We start from the raw sequence: 19,866 nt of genomic DNA, 5'->3' as shown, positions 1-19,866 counted from the left end.
TAAAAATTAAAAATTAACAACTTTTTTAGTCTTGACGGGGACAGCGCTGTTCTAAGCAGGTCTGTAGCATTTTACGATCGAACAGAACCGGCAGAAAGTGAATGCTGTTAATTTCTTTGAAATAGAACAAAATCGGCACAGCGGGCCAAAATATCCGCCAATTTTGCCATTCTCGGTAAGGAAAGCGGCGGATTAAGTTGGACGATCGATAAATGTCCAAATCTGTTGGGGTAAATTGTAGCCGGATGGTGGCGGCTTGGTACATCAAAAACAAGCCGAACACAGAAAGTGGCAAACTCACCCACTTCTGCACGAACAGTAGCGGTACGGCCGCCAGTACCAGGACTAGGGGAATCGCATAACTCGGGGCGAGTTCGATCGTACTTGTCGGCGCAGTCGAAGAGGCTGTTGTAGTCACGGGTTTAAATCAAGGGTAGTAAACTAATGTTGCCAATTATTCATATTTTATCCGTTTCTTAGCTTACAGGCCTTTGAGTACGCTAGAGCCCGTGCCCTGAAACATCAGCCATGTCATCAAAAAGTTAAAGATAAAAATAGCCAGTAAAGCCGTCACCACCGCTGTGGTAGTCGATTGGCCGACGCCTTTTGCCCCGCCGGTGGTGGTCAAGCCCCAGCTAGTGCCGATTACAGCAATCAAACCACCGAATACAAAAGCCTTAATTGCCGCGCTGCAAATATCCCACAAACTCAGGAAATTGCGGACTGATTCTAAAAACACGTTTTGAGAGATGCCGTACATCGTCGTAGCAATCAGCAGTCCGCCGAGGATGCCCGTGACGAGACACATGATGGTTAAAATTGGCAGCATCAAGCAGCAAGCAATGACGCGGGGAATTACTAAATAGTCGATCGGGTCTGTTTTGAGCATCAGCAGGGCATCTATCTGTTCTGTTACCTGCATCGTGCCGATTTCCGCCGCAAAAGCCGAACCTACCCGTCCCGTCACGATTACCGCTGTTAAGACGGGGCCGAGCTCGCGAGTCAAAGACAAAGCCAAAACGCCACCTACGACATTGCCGGCCCCGAGGTTAATAAACTCCCTCGCTACCTGAATAGTAAATACCATGCCGACAAAACCCGCAGTCAGCAAAGCAATCAGCAGAGATTCCGGGCCGACTGCTGCCATTTGGTCGATGGTGTTGCGACGGTGAATTTTGCCCTTCAGCAAGTGCAGCATGACTTGGCCGCCCAATAAAGCTGCTGCCAGCAACCGCCGACTCCACAAACTGAGGCTGGAAGATGTAGTGGTGCTCAAGGGGATTTCGAGTGTAGAACAACTGCCAAAAATGAAATCTATCTACAAATCTTAAACAAGTTTTTTCTATAACATTTAAGATTTCTGACAGAACTGGCCACGGAGGGCGATCGCTGCCTATCGTAGAAAAGGACAAGTTTTGTTTGCTTGCACCTTTCGGCAGTTTAGCTGAATTTACTGACTCTTATGAGCATTTTTCCCAATTTTCTTCGCTCTGTACTGTTGACGGGCCTGTTGAGCTTTGTCGCCCCCTTATTGTTAATCGGCGGGGGATTGACTAGCTTTTCGCTGATTGGCTTCGTGCCTGCTCTCCAAGGAGTTGGTCGTTCTGGAGAAGAGCTGATTTTGCAGTTCTTAGCTACTTTCGGCAGCGGCTGTCCCCTCCAGGGTTTTTTCGTCATCGGTCTAACTTTTGGTTTGGTGGGTGCTTTGTTTGATACCTACGCTTCTTATCAGCATTCGCGGTGGAGTTAATCGAACCTTCGATTTTAGATTTTAGATGGGAATTCCTCGATCGAATCTAAAATCTAAAATTGCTGGGTTCGGGTTGGATCGGATACCCGCCCCTTTTGATGATTTTACAATACCGATCGCGAATGTTCGGAAATGCGATCGGCCTTTTTGCGGAAAACCGAATCCCCCAGTTTCGGGAGCTGGAATATATTAAATACAGGTTGAGTCAAGTGTTTCTCAACCATAAAAACTTCAGATAGTCGAGGTATTAGTTATGGCACTTATTCGTTGGGAACCTTTGCGGGAAATGGACTCCTTGCAACGAGAAATGAATCGGTTGTTTGATAGCTTGACACCGGCAACCGATCGCGCATCTAACGGTGTTGCTTTTGTACCCCCCGCCGAACTCGATGAAACTCCCGAAGCCATCCACCTTAAATTAGAAGTTCCGGGCATGGAAGCTAAGGATTTGGACGTACAAGTAACCGCAGAAGCTGTTGCTATTAGCGGCGAACGCCGTCTGGAAACTAAGAGTGAAGATAAAGGCATGACTCGCTCTGAGTTCCGTTACGGTTCGTTCCGCCGGGTGATTCCCCTACCCGCACGGGTTCAAAATGACAGCGTAGAAGCTGAGTACAAAAATGGAGTTTTGCACCTGAATTTGCCCAAAGCGGAAGCGGAAAAGAACCGCGTGGTTAAAGTTCAAATCGGCTAATAAATAATTTTTGGCTAATTGCTGAGAGGGCGTGCGGTATGCGCCCTCTTTGTTTTGGTAATTGGTAATTGGTAATTGTGAGTTTGAGGAATAATTCTGCCATCTTCCTTCTTCCATTTATCCGTTACATCCCGTACATTGCTCGTTGCCGAACTTTCTTTTTCCCAGTTTATAACTGTGCTAAACTCCAATAAGCAATGGTTGGTGAGGAGACTTGCGTGCCGAGTCAGGGAGTTGGAGGTAATGGAATTGCATCTGAATTTGGAGACTTAACCGGGATGACTCGCCAAGAAGTCGATGACTTTTTGCGCGGATTGGGTGCAGAAATCAGAACTACTGAAGGGGGTTATCTTGAATACGAATTTGCCGATCGTTCGCGAGTCAATATCCGTCCTGATGGTGAAGTTGTACGCACCCCACCTCCCAGATACGGTTCAGATGGCCGAAAAATAAACAAAGGTTTGCGTCTTGACAAAGATGGCAGCTTGGTCAAAACACGCGATGAATTTGGCAATAAGATTCCTGGGACGCACAATACTGGAGAAAAAGTGAGTAATTAATATGCCCGATGACTACAACTTGCTTAATTTAGGTGGACTTACATCCCTGATCGCAAATGTCAATGTGTCTTTGTGGGGGAATGAAATTTTATTTGAATGTATTTACGATCCGACAGGCGATCGATTCCCTTATAGCATAGTATTTCATGACTGCCGAGACATCAGTTGGGAGGTGTTCCATCCTGAAGATGTCACAGATCCTGAAGCTGATTTGATTGGCATTCATTTGGGTGAAAACGCGCACCGGAAAGCAGCTTTGATTCATACAGATATTTTTGAAATTTCTCTTCTGTACGGCAGTTTTAGCATTCACAAAGGAGATAATTTTAACTCACCAAGAGCAGATTTAGAAACAGAGGTTTTGGCATAGGGTACGCCAGCAGTATTGTACAAATAACCAATAATATGGTTTCCGGTTGCATTGGAATGATTTAACCGCAGAGAACGCAGAGAACACAGAGGGAGATAAGAGAGATGAATTATTCCGATCCTATAGCCATCCTTGCAGGAGTCGTCAACTTTTTACCCCACCCCAACCCTCCCCTTATCAAGGGGAGGGAGTAAGAAATTCACAAATGATTTAGGCTTGCTATAACAGATTTGATATAACCAGTAACCAAATCAGTTTACGATACTTAATAGAACTTTTTCCCAGATGAGGTAAAACACAATGCCTGATATTGTTGATATTGCCGTAGGTGCGGGTTCGTTTCAAACCCTGGTAACGGCGGTGCAAGTAGCTAATTTAGTAGACGCGCTCAAAAGTCCAGGCCCTTTTACTGTCTTTGCACCCACTGACGATGCTTTTGCGAAATTGCCGCCGGGAACTATCACAACCCTAGTGCAGAACGTTCCCCAACTAACCAGGATTTTGATGTTTCACGTGGTATCGGGGAAGTTTATGAAGGCTGATTTGGCAAAAGTCGGTTTTGTTACTTCCTTGGAAGGTTCGCCGATTAAAATTGATTGTTCGGACGGTTTTGAGGTGAAAAATGCTACAGTTGTTGCTGCGGATATCGAAGCAGACAACGGCGTCATCCACGTCATCGATAACGTGATTTTAATGGGATAATTTCGCTGTTAAATCTCGCTGCGGGAGCGAACCTGGTGCTTTGCGGTGCCGATTTGCTCCCATCGCACGCTTTTTATTTATCGGTTGAAGGTAATTTCAATATCAAAAAGTTGTCTTTTCGGCGGATGTATTTTAAGATGATTGTTTGAAAAATTTAAAAAATCAATAATTATAATATAAGCAAACCAGCGTGGTGAGCACTATGCAAATCCTAGCCGCCAGCCTCAAAGCACAAGTCCGCCAGCGTACCTTGGAACTGCAAGTTCTCAACGAACTTACTGCAAAAGTTCAAACCAGTCTCAGTGCTGATGAAATTTGGTCTGCGTGTCTGGCATATCTCGATCGCCTCATTCCTGGCGCGGCGATCGCCCTTTTGACGCCACCGGACGATCGACTATACCTGGAAAACTCACAGCCCTTAACTGCTAGCGCCAAATCCGAAATTGAAGGACGCTTGCAGGCTGCTGGCGCTGAATGGCTCGCCGGCAATCGGGACTGGGCGCACAACATCGCTCCGCCACCAATTGCTCAGTTTCAGTCGGTCTTGATGGCACCAGCCAACCTGGATGAAAGTGAAGAATTGTTGGGAGTATTTTTCATTGGTGCAGAGCCGGCAACTGCTTTTAATTTGGAACACCTTTGTTTGCTCCACACAGTCGCTCAAATTTGTGCAAACAACTTAACTATATTAGCAGCTAAAACAACCATTGTCAAGGATAAAATTCAAAAAGAAATTGCTCTGGATTCGGCAAGTCAAGAACTCTTATTGCGGGCAGTAATGGATGCTGCGGCGGACAGAGTTTTTGCGAAAGATAGAAATTTTAGATACATTTTTGTCAATCAAAGCTTTGCTGAATATGTGGGGAAAAATGTTGAGGAAATTATCGGCAAAGATGATATTGAATTAGGGTTTTGTGCCGAATTAGTATTTGGCGATCGCCACGGCAAAATTAGGGGCATCCGCGAGGAAGATCGAGCTGTGCTGGCTGGGGAGAGGGTTCGCAATCCGTACCAGGCGATCGTTTTTGCAGGTGGCAAACAGCACGTCTTTGACACGCAAAAATTGCCGCTGTGCGATGCAGAGGGTAATATATTTGGGGTTTTGGGTTTTTCTAGAGAGATTGGCCAATTGCAGGCCACCGATGAAGCCAGGAATCAAAGCCAAGCCAAACTGCAAAAAATTACTGCTAGCGTACCCGGTACGGTATATCAAATTGACTTGCATCCAGACGGCTCGATGGCCTTCTCGTTTGTGAGCGCGGGCTGCCGAGAATTGTATGAAATAGAACCAGAGGCTGCTCAGCAGGATTTTCATGTAATTGTTGACATGATTCATTCCGAAGATCGAGATGATTTTCTCAACTCGGTGACGCTTTCTGCTGAAAATTTGCAGCCTTGGCGGTGGGAAGGAAGAATTGTCACTCCGTCAGGAAAACTTAAATGGGTGCAAGGAGCTTCCCAGCCAGAATTTCAAGCATCGGGGGAGATAGTTTACTACGGCTTGTTCACGGATATTAGCGCCCGGAAACAAGCTGAACGGAAGCTGCAACTTTATCAACAAATATTTTTGAAATCCAACGATGCGATCGCGATCTTAGACCCTCAAGGCTATTACTTAGAAACAAATCAAGCTCACACGGCTTTGCTGGGCTACAGTTCGTCTAAATTGTGGGGAAAAACGCCTGCAACTCACATGGGAGAACAGGGATTTGCCTCGGTAATGCAAAGCTTGGCAGAAACAGGGAGTTACCGAGGCGAAATGACCTGTATTAAGGCTGTGGAAGAAGGAACAGTTGAGGTGGAGGTTTCGGCTTTTGCGGTTTTAAATGATGCTGGGGATGTAGTTTGCTACGTAAATGTCAAAAGGGACATCAGCGAACGCAAGCGAGCTGAGGAAAAACTCAAACTTTACCGAGAAATATTTTTAAACTCCAACGATGCGATCGTCATTATCGATGCTGACGGGTTTTTCCTCGAACAAAATCTCGCTCACCAAACGCTTCTAGGATACACAGACGCGGAATTAGAAGCAGAAGCGTCGCCCCTGGTTGCGGGGGAGCGCTTTTTGGCAATTGCCCAAAGTTTAGCGAAAACTGGAAGTTTTCGGGGCGAAATTACTAACTCGACTAAAAAAGGGCAGACGCTGGCGATCGACGTTGCGGCATACTCTGTGATTAACAACGCCAACGATGTAATTTGTCACGTCTGCGTCAAGCGCGACATTACCGAACGCAAAAAAGGAGAAGAAGAACGGCAAAAATTTGTGTCGCTGATTGAAAACAGCAGCGATTTTATCAGTATGGCTACCCTGAAAGGCAAAACGCTGTTTGTCAACGAAGCCGGACGAAAACTGGTGGGTGTAGAGAATCTTTCGCCAGTGCTTTATACGGAGATATGGGATTATATTGGGTTCAATTTTCAACAGAAATTCAGTCAAGAGATTTTACCAACAATTATCAGTCACGGTCAGTGGCAAGGCGAAGGTCAAATGCAGCACTTGGCCACCGGACAGCCCATTGATGTTGTGATGAATGCTTTTCTGGTCAAGCACCCTCAAACCACCGAACCGCTGTGCTTTGCTGCGGTAATTCGCGATGTCACCGAACGCAAGCAAGCTGAGAGAATGCTGCGGGAACAAGCAGAACAAGAACGCCTGGTTTCGGCGATCGCCCAGCGAGTCCGGCAGTCTCTCAACCTGACTCAAACTCTGAGCACTGCTGTACAAGAAGTGCGGCAGTTGCTGGCAAATGACCGCACGGTAATTTATCGTTTTGATTCCGAAGAAACAGCGCTTGTGGTGGTGGAATCTGTAGGGGATGATTGGATGCCTCTGCTGGGCAGAAAAGTTAAAAGAACATCCTTTGGAGAAAGTTATGTATGGCTGTACAGTGCAGAAACAATTCAAGCAATGGCAGATATTTATACGGCGAATTTGAGCGATGAACACCGAGATTTACTTGCTAGTTTGCAGGTAAGGGCAAATTTAGTTGTACCAATTTTTATAGGCGATGAAAGTCAGGGGTTGGCAGCAGAATATTCGCCGGAAACTCGAAGTGAACTGCCGGGAAGGAGTTTGGAAACGAGCCAAAATCGGTTGTGGGGATTGCTGATTGCCCATCAGTGCAGCGCTCCGCGTGTTTGGACTGATTCTGAGATGGATTTGCTAGGAAGGTTGAGCGTGCAGTTGGCGATCGCCATTCAGCAATCTACTCTTTTTGAACAAGCGCAGCAGGCCCGAGAAGCAGCCCTAGAAGCGTCTCGAATGAAGTCGCTATTTTTAGCAAATATGAGTCACGAAATCCGTACTCCGATGAATGGAGTGATGGGGATGACTGATTTACTGCTGAAAACGAATCTTACTCCCGAACAGCTTGACTTTGTACAGACGCTGAAACTCAGCGGTCAAAATTTGCTCTCCATCATTAACGATATTCTGGATCTCTCCAAACTGGAAGCCGGAGAAATGCGCTTAGAAATACTAGAATTTAACCTCAGTATCTGTATGAATGAAGTGCTGGATTTGTTGGCAACTCCCGCACAAGAAAAAGGTATAGAAGTGGTGGCACTGATTGACAGTGACGTGCCGCTGCAAATTAAAGGTGATGCAGCGCGGTTGCGGCAAATACTCACTAATTTGATCAACAATGCTATTAAGTTTACAGAAGCAGGAGAAGTGGTAATTGAGGTTGCTAATGCTAGCGATCCTGGGTTATTGGCAGCCAGCGAAAATCAGAGAATTTTAGAGAATATCGAACCGTTAAAAATAGAAAACAATGAGTCGATGCTCCTGCTGTTTAAAGTGAAAGATACAGGAATTGGGATTGCTCCCGAAGACAAAAAAAAGCTGTTTCAATCTTTTACTCAAGTTGATGCCTCTACGACAAGAAAATACGGCGGTACAGGTTTGGGGCTGGCTATTTCTAAGGAGTTGGTGGAGTTGATGGGCGGGCAAATCGGTGTGGAAAGTACCCCTGGCAAAGGCTCGACTTTTTGGTTTACGGTGCCGACAGTTAAGGAAAATTTAACTGCTGTGGGGACAGCGTGCGAAGTGAATTTAGAAACGGTGCTGGCGGGGCGAAAAATGTTAGTGGCCAGCGACAAGCCGACAGTGCGAAAAGTGCTAGTGAGAATGGCTGTTTTGTGGGGAATGGAGGTTGAGGAGGTTGAGAACGGTTGGATGACGATCGCATCTCTGTACAAAGCTGTCAGCCTTAATTCCCCTTACGATATCGTTTTGGTTGATATTCAGTTGCCGGAAATGGTGGCGGGAAATCTCGAACGCTTGAGGATTTCTGAGCCGGCAATGCAGCAGACGCATTGGGTGGTGCTGACTTCAATGAATCAGCTTGCAGAGGCGAAACGCTTGGTAGATAGCGGTTTTAGCGGGTATTTAACTAAACCCGTTAAAGCTCACCGACTATTTGATTGCTTGGCGAATGCGATCGCCCCGAGTACGCAGATTGATGAGCCGGTGGCAAATCCAACTTCCAAGCGAGCCTCAGCTATTGACAACCGGGAGTTAGCAAGTTTAAAGATTTTGTTGGTTGAAGATACTCCAATCAATCAAAAAGTTGGTCTCAATCAACTCAGAGTTTTAGGATGCACTGCGGATGTCGCGAATAACGGTGCAGAGGCGCTATCTATGGTTGCTCTGAAAAAGTATGACATTGTGTTGATGGACTGTCAGATGCCGGTTTTGGACGGTTACGAAGCAACGCGGGAATTGCGCCGCCTGGAAGCGGCAGATGCTGCTGGGAAGATGGAACCGCATCAAAAGACGGTGGTGATTGCGATGACGGCGAATGCTTTGAAGGGCGATCGGGAAAAGTGTCTGGCGGCGGGCATGGACGATTATATTAGCAAACCTATTTCGCTCGAAAAGTTAAAATCGGTACTAGAAAATTGGTCTGCCAAGCTAAAAATTGAAACTGGCAAGTTTAATGGCGAGGAACTTCAAAACTCTGAGCCAGATATCGAATCGGTAGTCGATATGGCACGTTTGCACGAAATTTCGGGCGCTGATTTAGAGTTTGAGCGGGAAATACTGCAAACTTTCGTGGTGGATACTGGTAGTTATTTAGAGGCTGCTAAGGGGGCGATCGCCTCTGGAGATATGGAGACACTGGCGCGCCACGCTCATCAAATTAAAGGTGTCAGCGCGACGGCGGCGGTGCGGTTAATGCCCGATCTGGCAGATCGGCTTGAAAGTCTGGCCGAATCAAATGATTTGGAGGGGGCTACAAAAATCATCGCTGAATTAGAAATAATTCTGGCGGGGGTTGAAAAGTTGGTGGCTACTGAGTAGTCAATTTTATTGTGCACCGGGCCCGTGGATCCCGATCCCTGACAATTCCCGCATCCAGGATACCCGCTACGCGATCGATCCGTCCAGAAATAAAAAACCTGTATCCGATGAAACTTGCCGAACCTATTTATCCGTGGGGTTAATTCTAAAATCTAAAATCTAAAATCTAAAATCTAAAATCGCGCAATCGATTGACGGCTCTTGGCAGCCCCCGCGATCGATCGCGTGTAAAGATTTTTAATTTTTTATCAAGATATTTATCTCAATGTGAAGGAATTGGGAACTCTTATAACATCTTGTGTGTTGTAACTTATGACACTACTGTATTAAGTTATTGTGGTCAAATATAAAATAATCATTAAGCCGATGGCTCAGAGGGTGCTTTTCGTCTATCGGCTTGAGACACCAAGACCAGCTTTTCGCTATGCCCGCCCATTAAGTGCGTATTTACGCTCAACGAGGTTTTATGACTCCAGTCATGTTACGCCAACTTTGGTCATTAATTGAGACCACCCAAGCTACTCTGTTAGTCAATTTGGACGATGCCACCCTGGTACAGTGGCTGCTGAAACAGTTAAAGACCAACTCTGCGCTTAATGGCAAAGAAGCAGATTTGTTGGACGAATACATCCAGTCTCGGCTGTCCCTAATCCGCGATTTAGCTGAGCAGCGGCTGGCACCAGAGCTACTGTGAGCGGATTCAATCAAAATCGGATAAATATTCCAGGGAAGGGCGACGAACGCTCGCGCTGGGCAGAAATAGCAGAAAAGAAACCGGGTTTCAGGGATAAATCTGAGGTTTGACGACCACACCTCCAGCCAGAAACCGGGTTTCTAACTTTGGGAGCCCAGCTTGCTCAAAAAAAAACAGGCGGGTAGTCAGGGCAGTTGCCGCTGTGCAGAACCGGATGCAGAACGGCTAATTTGAAACCGGAACCTTTGTAGATAGCCGATCGCCACAGTTCTGACAGCTACAAGGTAGGATTGTCAGGAAAGCGTTCTATTAAAATTTATGCGTAAATGGGGATTTCTGCTACTAGCAAGTGTGTTGTTTGTGGCACCGTTGGCGTCTTGTAGGGATCGATCGGCACAAACCGGACAAACAACAGCAACAACAGCAGCAGGCGGCAACTCGCAACAAGGTTCCAGCCGGATAGATACAATTATCAGCCGCGGCAAACTGATTTGCGGCATCAGCGGCGAACTGCCGGGTTTTAGCTTTGTAGACGAAAAAGGCAAATATTCGGGATTGGATGTGGATGTGTGCAGGGCTGTCGCGGCGGCAATATTTGACGATCCCGAAAAAGTCGAGTACCGAAAACTGAATGCTAAAGATAGATTTACAGTTTTGCAGGCCGGAGAAATCGACATTCTCAGCCGAAATACCACCTACACCGCGAGTCGCGACAGCACTACCGGACTGGAATTTGCCCCGGTGATCTTTTATGACTCTCAAAGCATCATGGTCAAAAAAGACAGCGGCATCAAAAGTTTAAAAGATTTTGCGGGCAAATCTATCTGCGTGCAAACAGGTACGAGCACGGAACAAAATTTGTCCGACCAAATGCGAAAATTAGGAGTTAAATACACTCCTGTGGTGTTTGAAGATGTGAATGCTACCTTTGCTACCTATCAAGAAGGTCGCTGTCAAGGTGTTACTGCCGATCGATCGCAACTTGTTTCTAAGCGGACAACTTTGCCGAATTCCGAGAATAATGTTGTTTTGCCGATCGTGATGTCAAAAGAACCCTTAGCCCCAGCCGTGAAAAGCGGCGATCCTAAATGGTCTGACGCGGTGAGATGGATCGTTTTTGCGGCGATTGAAGCTGAAGATTTGGGAATTAATTCAGGAAATGTAGACAAAATAGTGGCAAGCACTACAGATCCGAACGTCAAACGTTTGCTAGGAACAGAAGGAGATTTAGGTAAAGGTTTGGGACTCCCGAACGACTACGTAGTCCGCGTTGTGAAGAAAGTGGGGAATTACGGGGAAATGTACGATCGCAACCTCGGCCCCAAAAGTACACTCAAGTTAGAACGGGGTCAAAACAAACTCTGGAAAGATGGCGGTTTGCTTTACTCGCCGCCATTCCGTTAATTTCATCAGGACTTACACGCACTTCCTTTGAGAAACCGGGTTTTTTACCAAAATCCTGCGTCGGAGTCACTTGTATTCAGGAAAAAACCCGGTTTCTTTAGTCTTAGGGATAGTCAGAAACCGGGTTTTTTACCAAAATCCTGCGTCGGAGTCACTCGTATTCAGGAAAAAACCCGGTTTCTTTAGTCTTGATGCGACTGGATTTGTAATTGCGCTAATAATTTAAATTATGAATACAGAACCTCAACCGGGCAAATCCCAGAAATTGTCCAAAATTAAAGATATATCAAAACTGCTGCGGGACGATCGCTTCTGGAAAATAGCCGTACAGGCGATCGCCCTAGTTTTAGTAATAGTTGTTATCGCCATTCTTTGGGACAATCTCAGTGCCAATTACTCGCAACTGGGGATTGCATTTGGATTTGATTTTCTCAATTCCCAAGCATCCTTTGACATCGGCGAAAGCGTGATTCCCTACAGTCCCGAAAACAGTTACAGACAAGCTTATGTTGTCGGTTTAATCAACTCGCTGCGGGTGATGGGTATCGGCATTGTTTTCGCAACAGTTGCGGGTTTGACGGTAGGAATTGCGCGCCTTTCCGACAATTGGCTGCTGCGGAATTTGGCTGGTTTGTACGTAGAAATTCTGCGAAATACGCCGTTATTGCTGCAATTGTTTTTCTGGTATTTTGCAGTTTTCATTTCCCTGCCCAAACTTGAAGACAATCGGCAGATGAGGGGGCCGATTTACTTGACAAATCGCGGCATTGCTGTACCTTGGCCTGTGGCTTTGCCTGGTTTTGAGATTTGGGTGATTTTGCTAACTGTCGGAGTTTTGGCGGCGGCCGGGCTGTGGATGTGGCGGGCGCGGGTGATGCTGGAAGAAGCTAAGCCGGGAAGACAGTTGTTTTGGGCTGTAGGTGCGATCGGGCTGAGTGCAATCTTAGCTTTTATTATCACCAAAAATCTCCCTTTTCGTCTAGATTTCCCCCGCCTGACACCAGCCTTGCAACTCGAAGGAGGATTAAAATTAACTCCTGAATTCGCAGCCTTAGTGACAGGACTCAGCTTGTATACTGGCAGTTACATTGCCGAAATTGTCCGCGCCGGAATTCAGTCAGTATCGAGAGGCCAGTGGGAAGCCGGAAAGTCTTTAGGGCTGAAGTCTGGAACAATGATGCGGATGGTAATTTTGCCGCAAGCTTTGCGGGTGATTGTGCCGCCTTTAACCAGCCAATATCTGAATTTAGCGAAGAATTCGAGTTTAGCGGTTGCGGTTGCTTATCCCGACGTTTATTTTGTGGTGGGTTCTCCGACCTTGAATCAGACCGGAAGGGCGATCGAAGCAATGTTAATTATCATGGTAACATACTTAACAATTAGTTTAATAGTTTCTCTGTTCATGAATTGGTACAATAAAACCGTACAAATCAAGGAAAGGTAAATAGTTAATGTTGGATATTTTACAACGGCGGTCAAAGGAAATAGAAAAATGGCGTACAGTGATTTTAGTTTAGAGGTCGCAGTCAAAACATTTGAATTAAAGTATTCGGAAGTCGCCGATTTGTTTGGCAAAGAACCCTACTTAGAATGCAGCCAACTACTAGCAGAAACTCTCAAGCGCAGTGTACCTTTATGTCTGGCAAGTAACACCCAGAAATCCCGCGCTGAAATGATTACAGCGCCAATTTTAATTGAACTTAGAGAACAATTACAAAATCGAATTAGCTTATTTTCCGGTATTGACTTTAATGTTGACTCCGAAAGAGGCTTAGACGGTAGTTGCGATTTTCTAATTGGCAGTTCATCAGGACTTTTGTTAGTTGTTGCACCAGTCATTATAATTGTAGAAGCAAAACCGGAAAATCTCAATAGTGAATTGGGACAGTGCGTAGCAGAAATGCTAGGCGCTAGAATATTTAATGAACGTGAAGGCAACGATATTCCGGCAATTTATGGCGCTGTCACTAGCGGAACTATCTGGAAATTTCTCCGATTGAAAAATCAAGTAATTGAAATAGATTTGACCGAGTATTACCTCACCGAGGTTAATAAAATTTAAGGTATTTTAGCCAGTGCAATTAATAATTAATAATTAATAACCAACAAATAAAATGGAAACTCTCCCCATATTACCGCCCCCAGCCACCGAATCGCCTACCCCTTGGAATTGGGCGCGCAAAAATTTATTTAGTACCTGGTACAACAGCATTCTGACAGTAGTTTGCCTAATTATCGCCTTCCAAACTATTAAAGGAATTATCGTTTGGGCAACAACAAAAGCTCAATGGCGTGTATTAGAAGCCAACTTGCCGCTATTTTTTGCCGGCAGATTTCCCCGCGAATCCTACTGGCGGCTGTGGATAGTAACGGCCATCATTGCCTTGTTGGGAGGATTAACTTGGGGAAACATTCAGCGGCAAGAACGTCTTTGGAATCCGCCTTTACTAATTATACTCGGTGCTGCGGTTGTGGGTGCGGTCATTTCGCCGATCGACCTAACCTCTCGTTTTTACCTGCTAGCCAATATTATTGTAGCGGCTGCTAGCTATTGGGCGGGGAGACAAATTAACCCTAAAATAATGAGTTGGATGCCTGCAATTTGGGCTCTTTCCTTCCCCATAATTTTGTGGTTAATTAAAGGCGGGTTAGGTTTGACAGAAGTGTCAACAAATGATTGGGGCGGTTTAGTATTGACACTGTTTTTAGCAGTTATTAGTATTGTGCTTTCCTTTCCTTTGGGAGTATTGCTAGCACTCGGCAGACAAAGTTCTTTGCCAGTTGTAAGACTGTTATCAACATTATATATTGAAATTATTCGCGGTTTACCATTAATTGGCATTTTGTTTTTAGGTCAAGTAATGCTGCAACTCTTTTTGCCGCCCGAATATCCGAAATTGGATAGAGTGATTAGAGCCATTGCGGGATTAACCTTATTTAGTGCGGCATACTTGGCAGAAAACGTGCGCGGTGGCTTGCAGGCCGTGCCCAGGGGACAAATAGAAGCAGCGAGGTCGATCGGACTCAATACACCCCTACTCACAATTCTAATTGTACTGCCTCAAGCACTGCGAACAGTCATTCCGGCGATCGGCGGTCAATTCATCGGATTATTCATGGATACATCCCTGCTATCTCTATTCGGAATGTTAGAATTAGTAGGCATATCCCGCGCAGTTTTAGCAAATCCATCCTATATCGGCAGATACGCCGAAGTTTACCTATTCATCGGCATCATTTATTGGATATTTTGCTACTCAATGTCCCTAGCAAGCCGCAAAATAGAGCGAACCTTAGAAGTATGCCAAAGGTAAAAAAATATCTGCGTTCATCCGCGTTCATCAGCGGTTTAAAAACCCAAAAGTATGGAAACTCAACCCACAATTCCAGAAAAAGTAATCGTAGCAGAAAACGTCCACAAATGGTACGGACAATTTCACGTACTGCGCGGCGTCAGCATGACCGTCAACCGTGGCGAAGTCGTGGTCGTGATGGGGCCATCCGGTTCGGGAAAATCGACATTTATTCGCACATTCAACGCATTAGAAGAATACCAACAAGGTAAAATTACGATCGACGGAATCGAACTTTCCCACGACTTACGCAACATCGAGACAATTCGCCGCGAAGTAGGAATGGTGTTTCAGCAATTCAACCTGTTTCCCCACTTATCCGTCTTGCAAAATGTCATGCTAGCACCAGTATGGGTGCGCCGCTGGCCGAAGAAAAAAGCCGAAGAAGTGGCGATGCAACTCTTAGAAAGAGTAGGAATTTTGGAACAAGCAAAAAAATATCCCGGACAGTTGTCTGGCGGACAACAGCAGCGGGTCGCTATTGCACGTTCTCTAGCCATGCAGCCTAAAATCATGCTGTTTGATGAACCGACATCAGCATTAGACCCGGAGATGGTGCGGGAAGTTTTAGATGTAATGCGAAATTTAGCTCAAACAGGAATTACAATGGTAGTGGTGACTCACGAAGTCGGGTTTGCGCGCGAAGTTGCCGATCGCATTGTATTGATGGATGGCGGCGTTTTAGTGGAAGAAGCCAAGCCGGAAGAGTTTTTTCAGAATCCGAAGGAAGAACGCACCCGCAAGTTTTTATCTCAGATATTGTAACTGATTTTCAAGTTTAATCGGTGGGTTTTGCAACGGTAGCAGCCGTAAAAATCCGCACAATTAAGCTAAAATAAAAGAGTCTACAACCAGTCTCTATTTTGCTGAGATAGCTTGCAATGCCATCCACAAAAACTCTGCCGTTAGTTAAAGACTCGGAACGTCTAGAAAGTCGCCTCAAAGAAATTCCGGCGGTTCCTGGTGTATATTTAATGCGAGACGAGAGCGATCGCATCCTTTACATCGGCAAATCCAAAAAACTCCGAAACCGCGTCCGTTCCTACTTCCGCGAAAGCCAAAATCTCAGTCCCCGCATCGCGATGATGGTGCAGCAAGTGCGCGAAATTGAATTCATCGCCACCGACACCGAAGCAGAAGCTTTAGCCTTAGAAGCAAACCTCGTAAAACAGCACCAACCTTACTTTAATGTCCTCCTCAAAGATGATAAAAAATATCCTTATTTGTGCATAACTTGGTCGGAGGAATACCCGCGCATTTTTATCACCCGCAAACGCCGCGCAGGAAGTGCCAAAGACCGCTATTACGGCCCTTACGTCGATACAGGGGCACTGCGGAGTACGCTGCATTTAATTAAGCGGATTTTTCCCCTGCGGCAGCGCCCTCAACCGCTGTTTAAAGACCGTCCCTGTTTGAACTACGACATCGGGCGCTGCGTTGGCGTTTGTCAAGGGTTAACTTCGCCGGAGGAATACCGAAAAATCATCCAAAAAGTAGCGATGATTTTCCAGGGAAGAACTCAGGAATTACTAGATATTTTAGAGCCCCAAATGGAAGAGGCAGCCGAAGATTTAAACTTTGAAACGGCGGCGCGCATTCGCGATCAAATTAAGGGTTTGCAGTCTTTGAGTGCGGGTCAAAAAGTCTCTTTGCCCGATGATACGGTTTCCAGAGATGCGATCGCACTTGCAGCAGACACCCAGCACGCTTGCGTCCAATTGTTCCAAATTCGCGCCGGTCAACTGGTCGGAAGGTTGGGATTTATGGCGGAAATACCCTCCCAACTCAGGGCGGGCACGGGGGCACCGCCCCTACAATCGGGGGGGGAAGAGTTATCTCAACTTTCTCTTGCCTCCCCTGCAAGCCTTGGGGGAGAACGAGGGGGGGTAGAGGCCGGAGCGATTTTGCAGCGGGTGTTGGAAGAACACTATCAAAATGTCGAATCTGTAGAAATTCCCAGCGAAATTTCAGTGCAGTACGAATTGCCAGAAGGGGAAATATTAGCAGATTGGTTGAGCAATCGTAAGGGGCGAAAAGTTACGATTTTGACGCCGCAGCGACAAACTAAGGCAGAGTTGATTGAGATGGTGGAACGCAACGCTGAGTATGAATTGGCGAGAATGCAAAGATTGAGCGATCGCAATTCTCAAGCAATGGAAGATTTAGCAGAAATTCTCGATTTGCCTGAAGTTCCTCGCCGCATTGAAGGTTACGATATTTCTCACATTCAAGGTTCTGACGCCGTAGCTTCCCGCGTCGTATTTATTGACGGTTTGCCTGCCAATCAACACTACCGCCATTACAAAATTAAAAATCCTGAAATTAAATCGGGTCATTCTGATGATTTTGCTAGTTTAGCAGAAGTGATCGGTCGCCGATTCCGAGGATTGAAGGAAGAAGAAAGAGGAAAGATGGAAGATGGATTTAGCGAGTTAGAAGAACCGGAAAAACTCAGCAATTTATCCTCTGTTTCTCATAATATTTCCGACAAACCAGACTTAATTATGATAGACGGCGGCAAAGGTCAACTTTCAGCAGTTGTGGCTGTTTTGCGGGAAATGAATTTGCTAGAAGAGTTGCGCGTTGTCAGTTTGGCAAAGCAGCGAGAGGAGATATTTTTGCCGGGGGAATCTTTGCCGCTGCCAACTAATTCTGAGCAGCCTGGGGTACAATTATTGCGCCGGGTGCGGGATGAGGCGCACAGATTTGCTGTGAGTTTTCACCGCGATCGCAGAAGCGAGAGAATGAAGCGATCGCGCCTTGATGAAATTCCCGGATTGGGACACCACCGACAAAAACAATTGTTGGCACATTTTCGGTCGATCGACTACCTGCGTTTAGCGACTCCCGAACAGTTGGCAGAAGTTTCTGGGATTGGCCCGCGTCTGGCGCAGCAAATTTACGATTATTTCCATCCGTAAAGTCTTACGCAGCATCGGAGACGGGGATTGTAGGCGCGAGGAGGGCGATCGGGCCGCAAGTCCCGATTCAGCCAGTGTGAGGGAGGTCTTCAAAAATTTTGCACAGGCCTATTGCAATCCCCAGAGACTTGTGGTATGTTTAGTTTCTGTGCGCGGGCATAGTTTAGTGGTAAAACTTTAGCCTTCCAAGCTAACTATGCGGGTTCGATTCCCGCTGCCCGCTTACTTCTACAAATACCTCAAACCCAGGAAAAATCAACGGTTTGAGGTTTTTTATTGCTGCTTTTTTCCCTTGGCTAGCGGTCGGATTGACTAGAAATTGGATACAAAATGACTACGATTTGACTGCAGAACGACCAAACTGAGTATCAACTGAGTATCACATAACTACCCGATCGCCCTTTTTGGAGACAATTTCCAGACAAATGAATACAAATTGAATACAAAGCATACCTGTATTCAGTTTGAGCCGTTTAGCTTTGCAAGTATCTCTCAAAACGCCTGCACATCTGAGTTTGTGATGAGCTGGTTACAAGAACAATTGGTTAACATAGAGTGCCCTGATTTGACAAGCTTGCCGATCGAACTCAGCTTGAGTTATGACTGATTCGGAGTCGCATCAGTCACAAGGAGAGCCCGTGAAATATTTTTCAGTAGTAATGTATTTGCTGCGGGAACGGCAACAATTTCTCGAAGAAATCCGCGAAGGTGTCAAGCTAAAATCAAAAATTTTCGGTTTGTTGATTTCTAGTACCGTATTTTTTGGCATTTACGGAGCGATATTAGGTGCCTCTAGTACGTGGATGCAATGTCTGGTTTCAGCAATTAAATTGCCAGCACTTTACTTGCTGACGCTGATTATCTGCTTTCCCACCCTGTACTTTTTTAATGTCATGTTTGGTTCCAAACGAACGTTTGAACAGTATTTGACGTTGTTGATGACATCGATGGCGATGATTAGCATTTTGCTGTTTGGATTTGCACCTGTCAGTCTGTTTTTTCTCATCAGCAGTACAAACTACACTTTTTATCTGTTGCTGAATGTTGCTATTATGGCAATCACAGGATTTTTGGGGGTAAGTTTCATTTATCAAGGAATGCACTTTCTGTCCGAACAAGATACGGAAGGCAAAGACATCAGGCTAAATATTTTGCGCTTTTGGTTGGGACTTTATGCGTTTGTTGGCAGTCAGTTGGGATGGACGCTGAGACCGTTTTTTGGCGCACCGGGCCAAGCTTTTCAACTATTCCGAAATCGAGAAAGCAATTTTTATCTGAGTCTGTGGCAATCAATTATGTCTCTGGGAGGATCGTAATTAATCCCAATTTAAGGAGATTTTCAATAGTGATGCAAGCGGATTTGAGTGAGTTGATAATTCCTGAGAAGGAGTTGGACGAGTTGAGCGGAATAGCTTTGAGCGACGGTTTTGCAGCGGATTTTTACCGACCTGCTGCACTCCGGGACGGCAAAAAGCTGTTTTCTCTTTTGGTGAATGAGTTGCTGATATTTTGCGTGACATTAGTTTTTTCGCTGCCGATTGCTTTACTGGCTAATAAACATAATGTTGGTTTATTTAGCGATTCTGAGATATTTGTCCGGGTTTTACAAATAACTTTGGGTTGGTCGCTGGCTATTACTGTGGCTTGGAATGTCTATCAATGGGTGAAGGCAAAACCTCTGGCAACGCTGGCGGGTCTGCTGGATGAAGTTGAGAAGTATCATGAGGTGATTCAGGCTTTAGATATTATCGATCGCCTAACGGCTGCTGGCAATTTACAAGCCAATTTAATTAACCGAGCAGATGCAATTGAGGCATTAAAAATTACTAAAGAAAGTTTAGTCTGTGCTTTGAAAACAGAAAGGATTCTCAGGGAAAATCAGCAATTTATCGACCGCCGTTACGAGTTATTTGCTAATATAGAAAGTAATTTGGCTGCTTTGATGGCACTGGATGTGAGCGATCGGGCTACTGAATACGGGCGATTGTTAAATGAGGCTTTGGAAATTGGGATGAGCGTGCACAAAGAGGTAAGAAAGTTGCAGAATGGGCGTTAGAGTTGCTGGAGAGTTCCTGGTTTGTAGTAAAAGTAGTAACTGAGATATTGCACCATT

Annotated in this window: 17 protein-coding genes and 1 tRNA gene; 16 read left to right on the top strand and 2 right to left on the bottom strand. The window is 45.7% G+C overall.

The window, feature by feature from the left end; all coding sequences use genetic code 11:
* Positions 1 to 25: 25 nt before the first annotated feature.
* Positions 26 to 418 (bottom strand): DUF3119 family protein, encoded by a 393-nt coding sequence (locus tag QUA50_RS01370; protein WP_333058028.1) that lies wholly within the window; start codon positions 416 to 418, stop codon positions 26 to 28.
* A gap of 63 nt (positions 419 to 481) precedes the next feature.
* Entirely contained in the window at positions 482 to 1,276 is a 795-nt protein-coding gene (locus QUA50_RS01365) for an MlaE family lipid ABC transporter permease subunit (protein WP_333058029.1), read from the bottom strand.
* Positions 1,277 to 1,462: 186 nt separating this feature from the next.
* Here QUA50_RS01365 and QUA50_RS01360 point away from each other — a divergent pair, with 186 nt between their 5' ends.
* The 16 genes from QUA50_RS01360 to QUA50_RS01285 all read left to right on the top strand — a co-directional run bounded on the left by QUA50_RS01360 (position 1,463) and on the right by QUA50_RS01285 (position 19,809).
* Positions 1,463 to 1,750 (top strand): hypothetical protein, encoded by a 288-nt coding sequence (locus QUA50_RS01360; RefSeq protein WP_333058030.1) that lies wholly within the window; start codon positions 1,463 to 1,465, stop codon positions 1,748 to 1,750.
* A 253-nt stretch (positions 1,751 to 2,003) separates the two neighbouring features.
* Entirely contained in the window at positions 2,004 to 2,444 is a 441-nt protein-coding gene (locus QUA50_RS01355) for an Hsp20/alpha crystallin family protein (RefSeq protein WP_333058031.1), read from the top strand.
* 197 nt (positions 2,445 to 2,641) lie between these two features.
* On the top strand, positions 2,642 to 3,004 hold the full coding sequence (locus QUA50_RS01350; RefSeq protein ID WP_333058032.1) for a hypothetical protein: 363 nt from the start codon (positions 2,642 to 2,644) through the stop codon (positions 3,002 to 3,004).
* Between the two features lies 1 nt (position 3,005).
* Positions 3,006 to 3,374 (top strand): hypothetical protein, encoded by a 369-nt coding sequence (locus QUA50_RS01345; protein WP_333258664.1) that lies wholly within the window; start codon positions 3,006 to 3,008, stop codon positions 3,372 to 3,374.
* A 300-nt stretch (positions 3,375 to 3,674) separates the two neighbouring features.
* On the top strand, positions 3,675 to 4,076 hold the full coding sequence (locus QUA50_RS01340; protein WP_333058034.1) for a fasciclin domain-containing protein: 402 nt from the start codon (positions 3,675 to 3,677) through the stop codon (positions 4,074 to 4,076).
* A 202-nt stretch (positions 4,077 to 4,278) separates the two neighbouring features.
* Entirely contained in the window at positions 4,279 to 9,381 is a 5,103-nt protein-coding gene (locus QUA50_RS01335) for a PAS domain S-box protein (RefSeq protein ID WP_333258662.1), read from the top strand.
* 466 nt (positions 9,382 to 9,847) lie between these two features.
* Positions 9,848 to 10,075, top strand: coding sequence for a hypothetical protein (locus QUA50_RS01330; RefSeq protein WP_015178453.1), 228 nt, complete (start codon positions 9,848 to 9,850; stop codon positions 10,073 to 10,075).
* A 318-nt stretch (positions 10,076 to 10,393) separates the two neighbouring features.
* Complete coding sequence (locus QUA50_RS01325) at positions 10,394 to 11,479, top strand: amino acid ABC transporter substrate-binding protein (protein WP_333258660.1); 1,086 nt, start codon at positions 10,394 to 10,396, stop codon at positions 11,477 to 11,479.
* 229 nt (positions 11,480 to 11,708) lie between these two features.
* On the top strand, positions 11,709 to 12,923 hold the full coding sequence (locus tag QUA50_RS01320) for an ABC transporter permease subunit (protein ID WP_333258658.1): 1,215 nt from the start codon (positions 11,709 to 11,711) through the stop codon (positions 12,921 to 12,923).
* A 48-nt stretch (positions 12,924 to 12,971) separates the two neighbouring features.
* Positions 12,972 to 13,541, top strand: a complete 570-nt coding sequence (locus tag QUA50_RS01315) for a hypothetical protein (RefSeq protein ID WP_333258656.1) — start codon at positions 12,972 to 12,974, stop codon at positions 13,539 to 13,541.
* Between the two features lie 52 nt (positions 13,542 to 13,593).
* Positions 13,594 to 14,793 (top strand): amino acid ABC transporter permease, encoded by a 1,200-nt coding sequence (locus QUA50_RS01310; RefSeq protein ID WP_333258654.1) that lies wholly within the window; start codon positions 13,594 to 13,596, stop codon positions 14,791 to 14,793.
* Positions 14,794 to 14,844: 51 nt separating this feature from the next.
* Positions 14,845 to 15,597: an amino acid ABC transporter ATP-binding protein gene (locus QUA50_RS01305; protein WP_333258652.1), complete on the top strand. Its 753-nt coding sequence runs from the start codon at positions 14,845 to 14,847 to the stop codon at positions 15,595 to 15,597.
* A 116-nt stretch (positions 15,598 to 15,713) separates the two neighbouring features.
* On the top strand, positions 15,714 to 17,753 hold the full coding sequence (gene uvrC / locus QUA50_RS01300) for an excinuclease ABC subunit UvrC (protein WP_333258650.1): 2,040 nt from the start codon (positions 15,714 to 15,716) through the stop codon (positions 17,751 to 17,753).
* Positions 17,754 to 17,905: 152 nt separating this feature from the next.
* Positions 17,906 to 17,976: transfer RNA gene (locus QUA50_RS01295), tRNA-Gly, on the top strand.
* Positions 17,977 to 18,391: 415 nt separating this feature from the next.
* A complete protein-coding gene (locus QUA50_RS01290) occupies positions 18,392 to 19,069 on the top strand; it encodes an actin-binding WH2 domain-containing protein (protein ID WP_333258648.1) in 678 nt (225 codons plus the stop codon).
* Between the two features lie 32 nt (positions 19,070 to 19,101).
* The gene (locus tag QUA50_RS01285; protein ID WP_333258739.1) at positions 19,102 to 19,809 is read left to right on the top strand and encodes a hypothetical protein; all 708 of its coding nucleotides are present in this window, start codon (positions 19,102 to 19,104) and stop codon (positions 19,807 to 19,809) included.
* The last annotated feature ends 57 nt before the right edge of the window (positions 19,810 to 19,866 follow it).

The sequence above is a fragment of the Microcoleus sp. M2_D5 genome (genome assembly GCF_036701935.1).
GTDB lineage: Bacteria > Cyanobacteriota > Cyanobacteriia > Cyanobacteriales > Microcoleaceae > Microcoleus.
Note: the sequence above shows the minus strand (reverse complement) of the source record. Positions and strands in the feature narration are given on the sequence as shown.

Bases quoted from the DNA above. Each gene is read 5' to 3' on its own strand.
- QUA50_RS01330 (WP_015178453.1), top strand. From the start codon at position 9,848: ATGACTCCAGTCATGTTACGCCAACTTTGGTCATTAATTGAGACCACC.
- QUA50_RS01360 (WP_333058030.1), top strand. From the start codon at position 1,463: ATGAGCATTTTTCCCAATTTTCTTCGCTCTGTACTGTTGACGGGCCTG.
- QUA50_RS01285 (WP_333258739.1), top strand. From the start codon at position 19,102: ATGCAAGCGGATTTGAGTGAGTTGATAATTCCTGAGAAGGAGTTGGAC.
- QUA50_RS01335 (WP_333258662.1), top strand. From the start codon at position 4,279: ATGCAAATCCTAGCCGCCAGCCTCAAAGCACAAGTCCGCCAGCGTACC.
- QUA50_RS01315 (WP_333258656.1), top strand. From the start codon at position 12,972: ATGGCGTACAGTGATTTTAGTTTAGAGGTCGCAGTCAAAACATTTGAA.
- QUA50_RS01340 (WP_333058034.1), top strand. From the start codon at position 3,675: ATGCCTGATATTGTTGATATTGCCGTAGGTGCGGGTTCGTTTCAAACC.
- QUA50_RS01320 (WP_333258658.1), top strand. From the start codon at position 11,709: ATGAATACAGAACCTCAACCGGGCAAATCCCAGAAATTGTCCAAAATT.
- QUA50_RS01325 (WP_333258660.1), top strand. From the start codon at position 10,394: ATGCGTAAATGGGGATTTCTGCTACTAGCAAGTGTGTTGTTTGTGGCA.
- QUA50_RS01345 (WP_333258664.1), top strand. From the start codon at position 3,006: ATGCCCGATGACTACAACTTGCTTAATTTAGGTGGACTTACATCCCTG.
- QUA50_RS01355 (WP_333058031.1), top strand. From the start codon at position 2,004: ATGGCACTTATTCGTTGGGAACCTTTGCGGGAAATGGACTCCTTGCAA.
- QUA50_RS01350 (WP_333058032.1), top strand. From the start codon at position 2,642: ATGGTTGGTGAGGAGACTTGCGTGCCGAGTCAGGGAGTTGGAGGTAAT.
- QUA50_RS01310 (WP_333258654.1), top strand. From the start codon at position 13,594: ATGGAAACTCTCCCCATATTACCGCCCCCAGCCACCGAATCGCCTACC.
- QUA50_RS01305 (WP_333258652.1), top strand. From the start codon at position 14,845: ATGGAAACTCAACCCACAATTCCAGAAAAAGTAATCGTAGCAGAAAAC.
- uvrC (WP_333258650.1), top strand. From the start codon at position 15,714: ATGCCATCCACAAAAACTCTGCCGTTAGTTAAAGACTCGGAACGTCTA.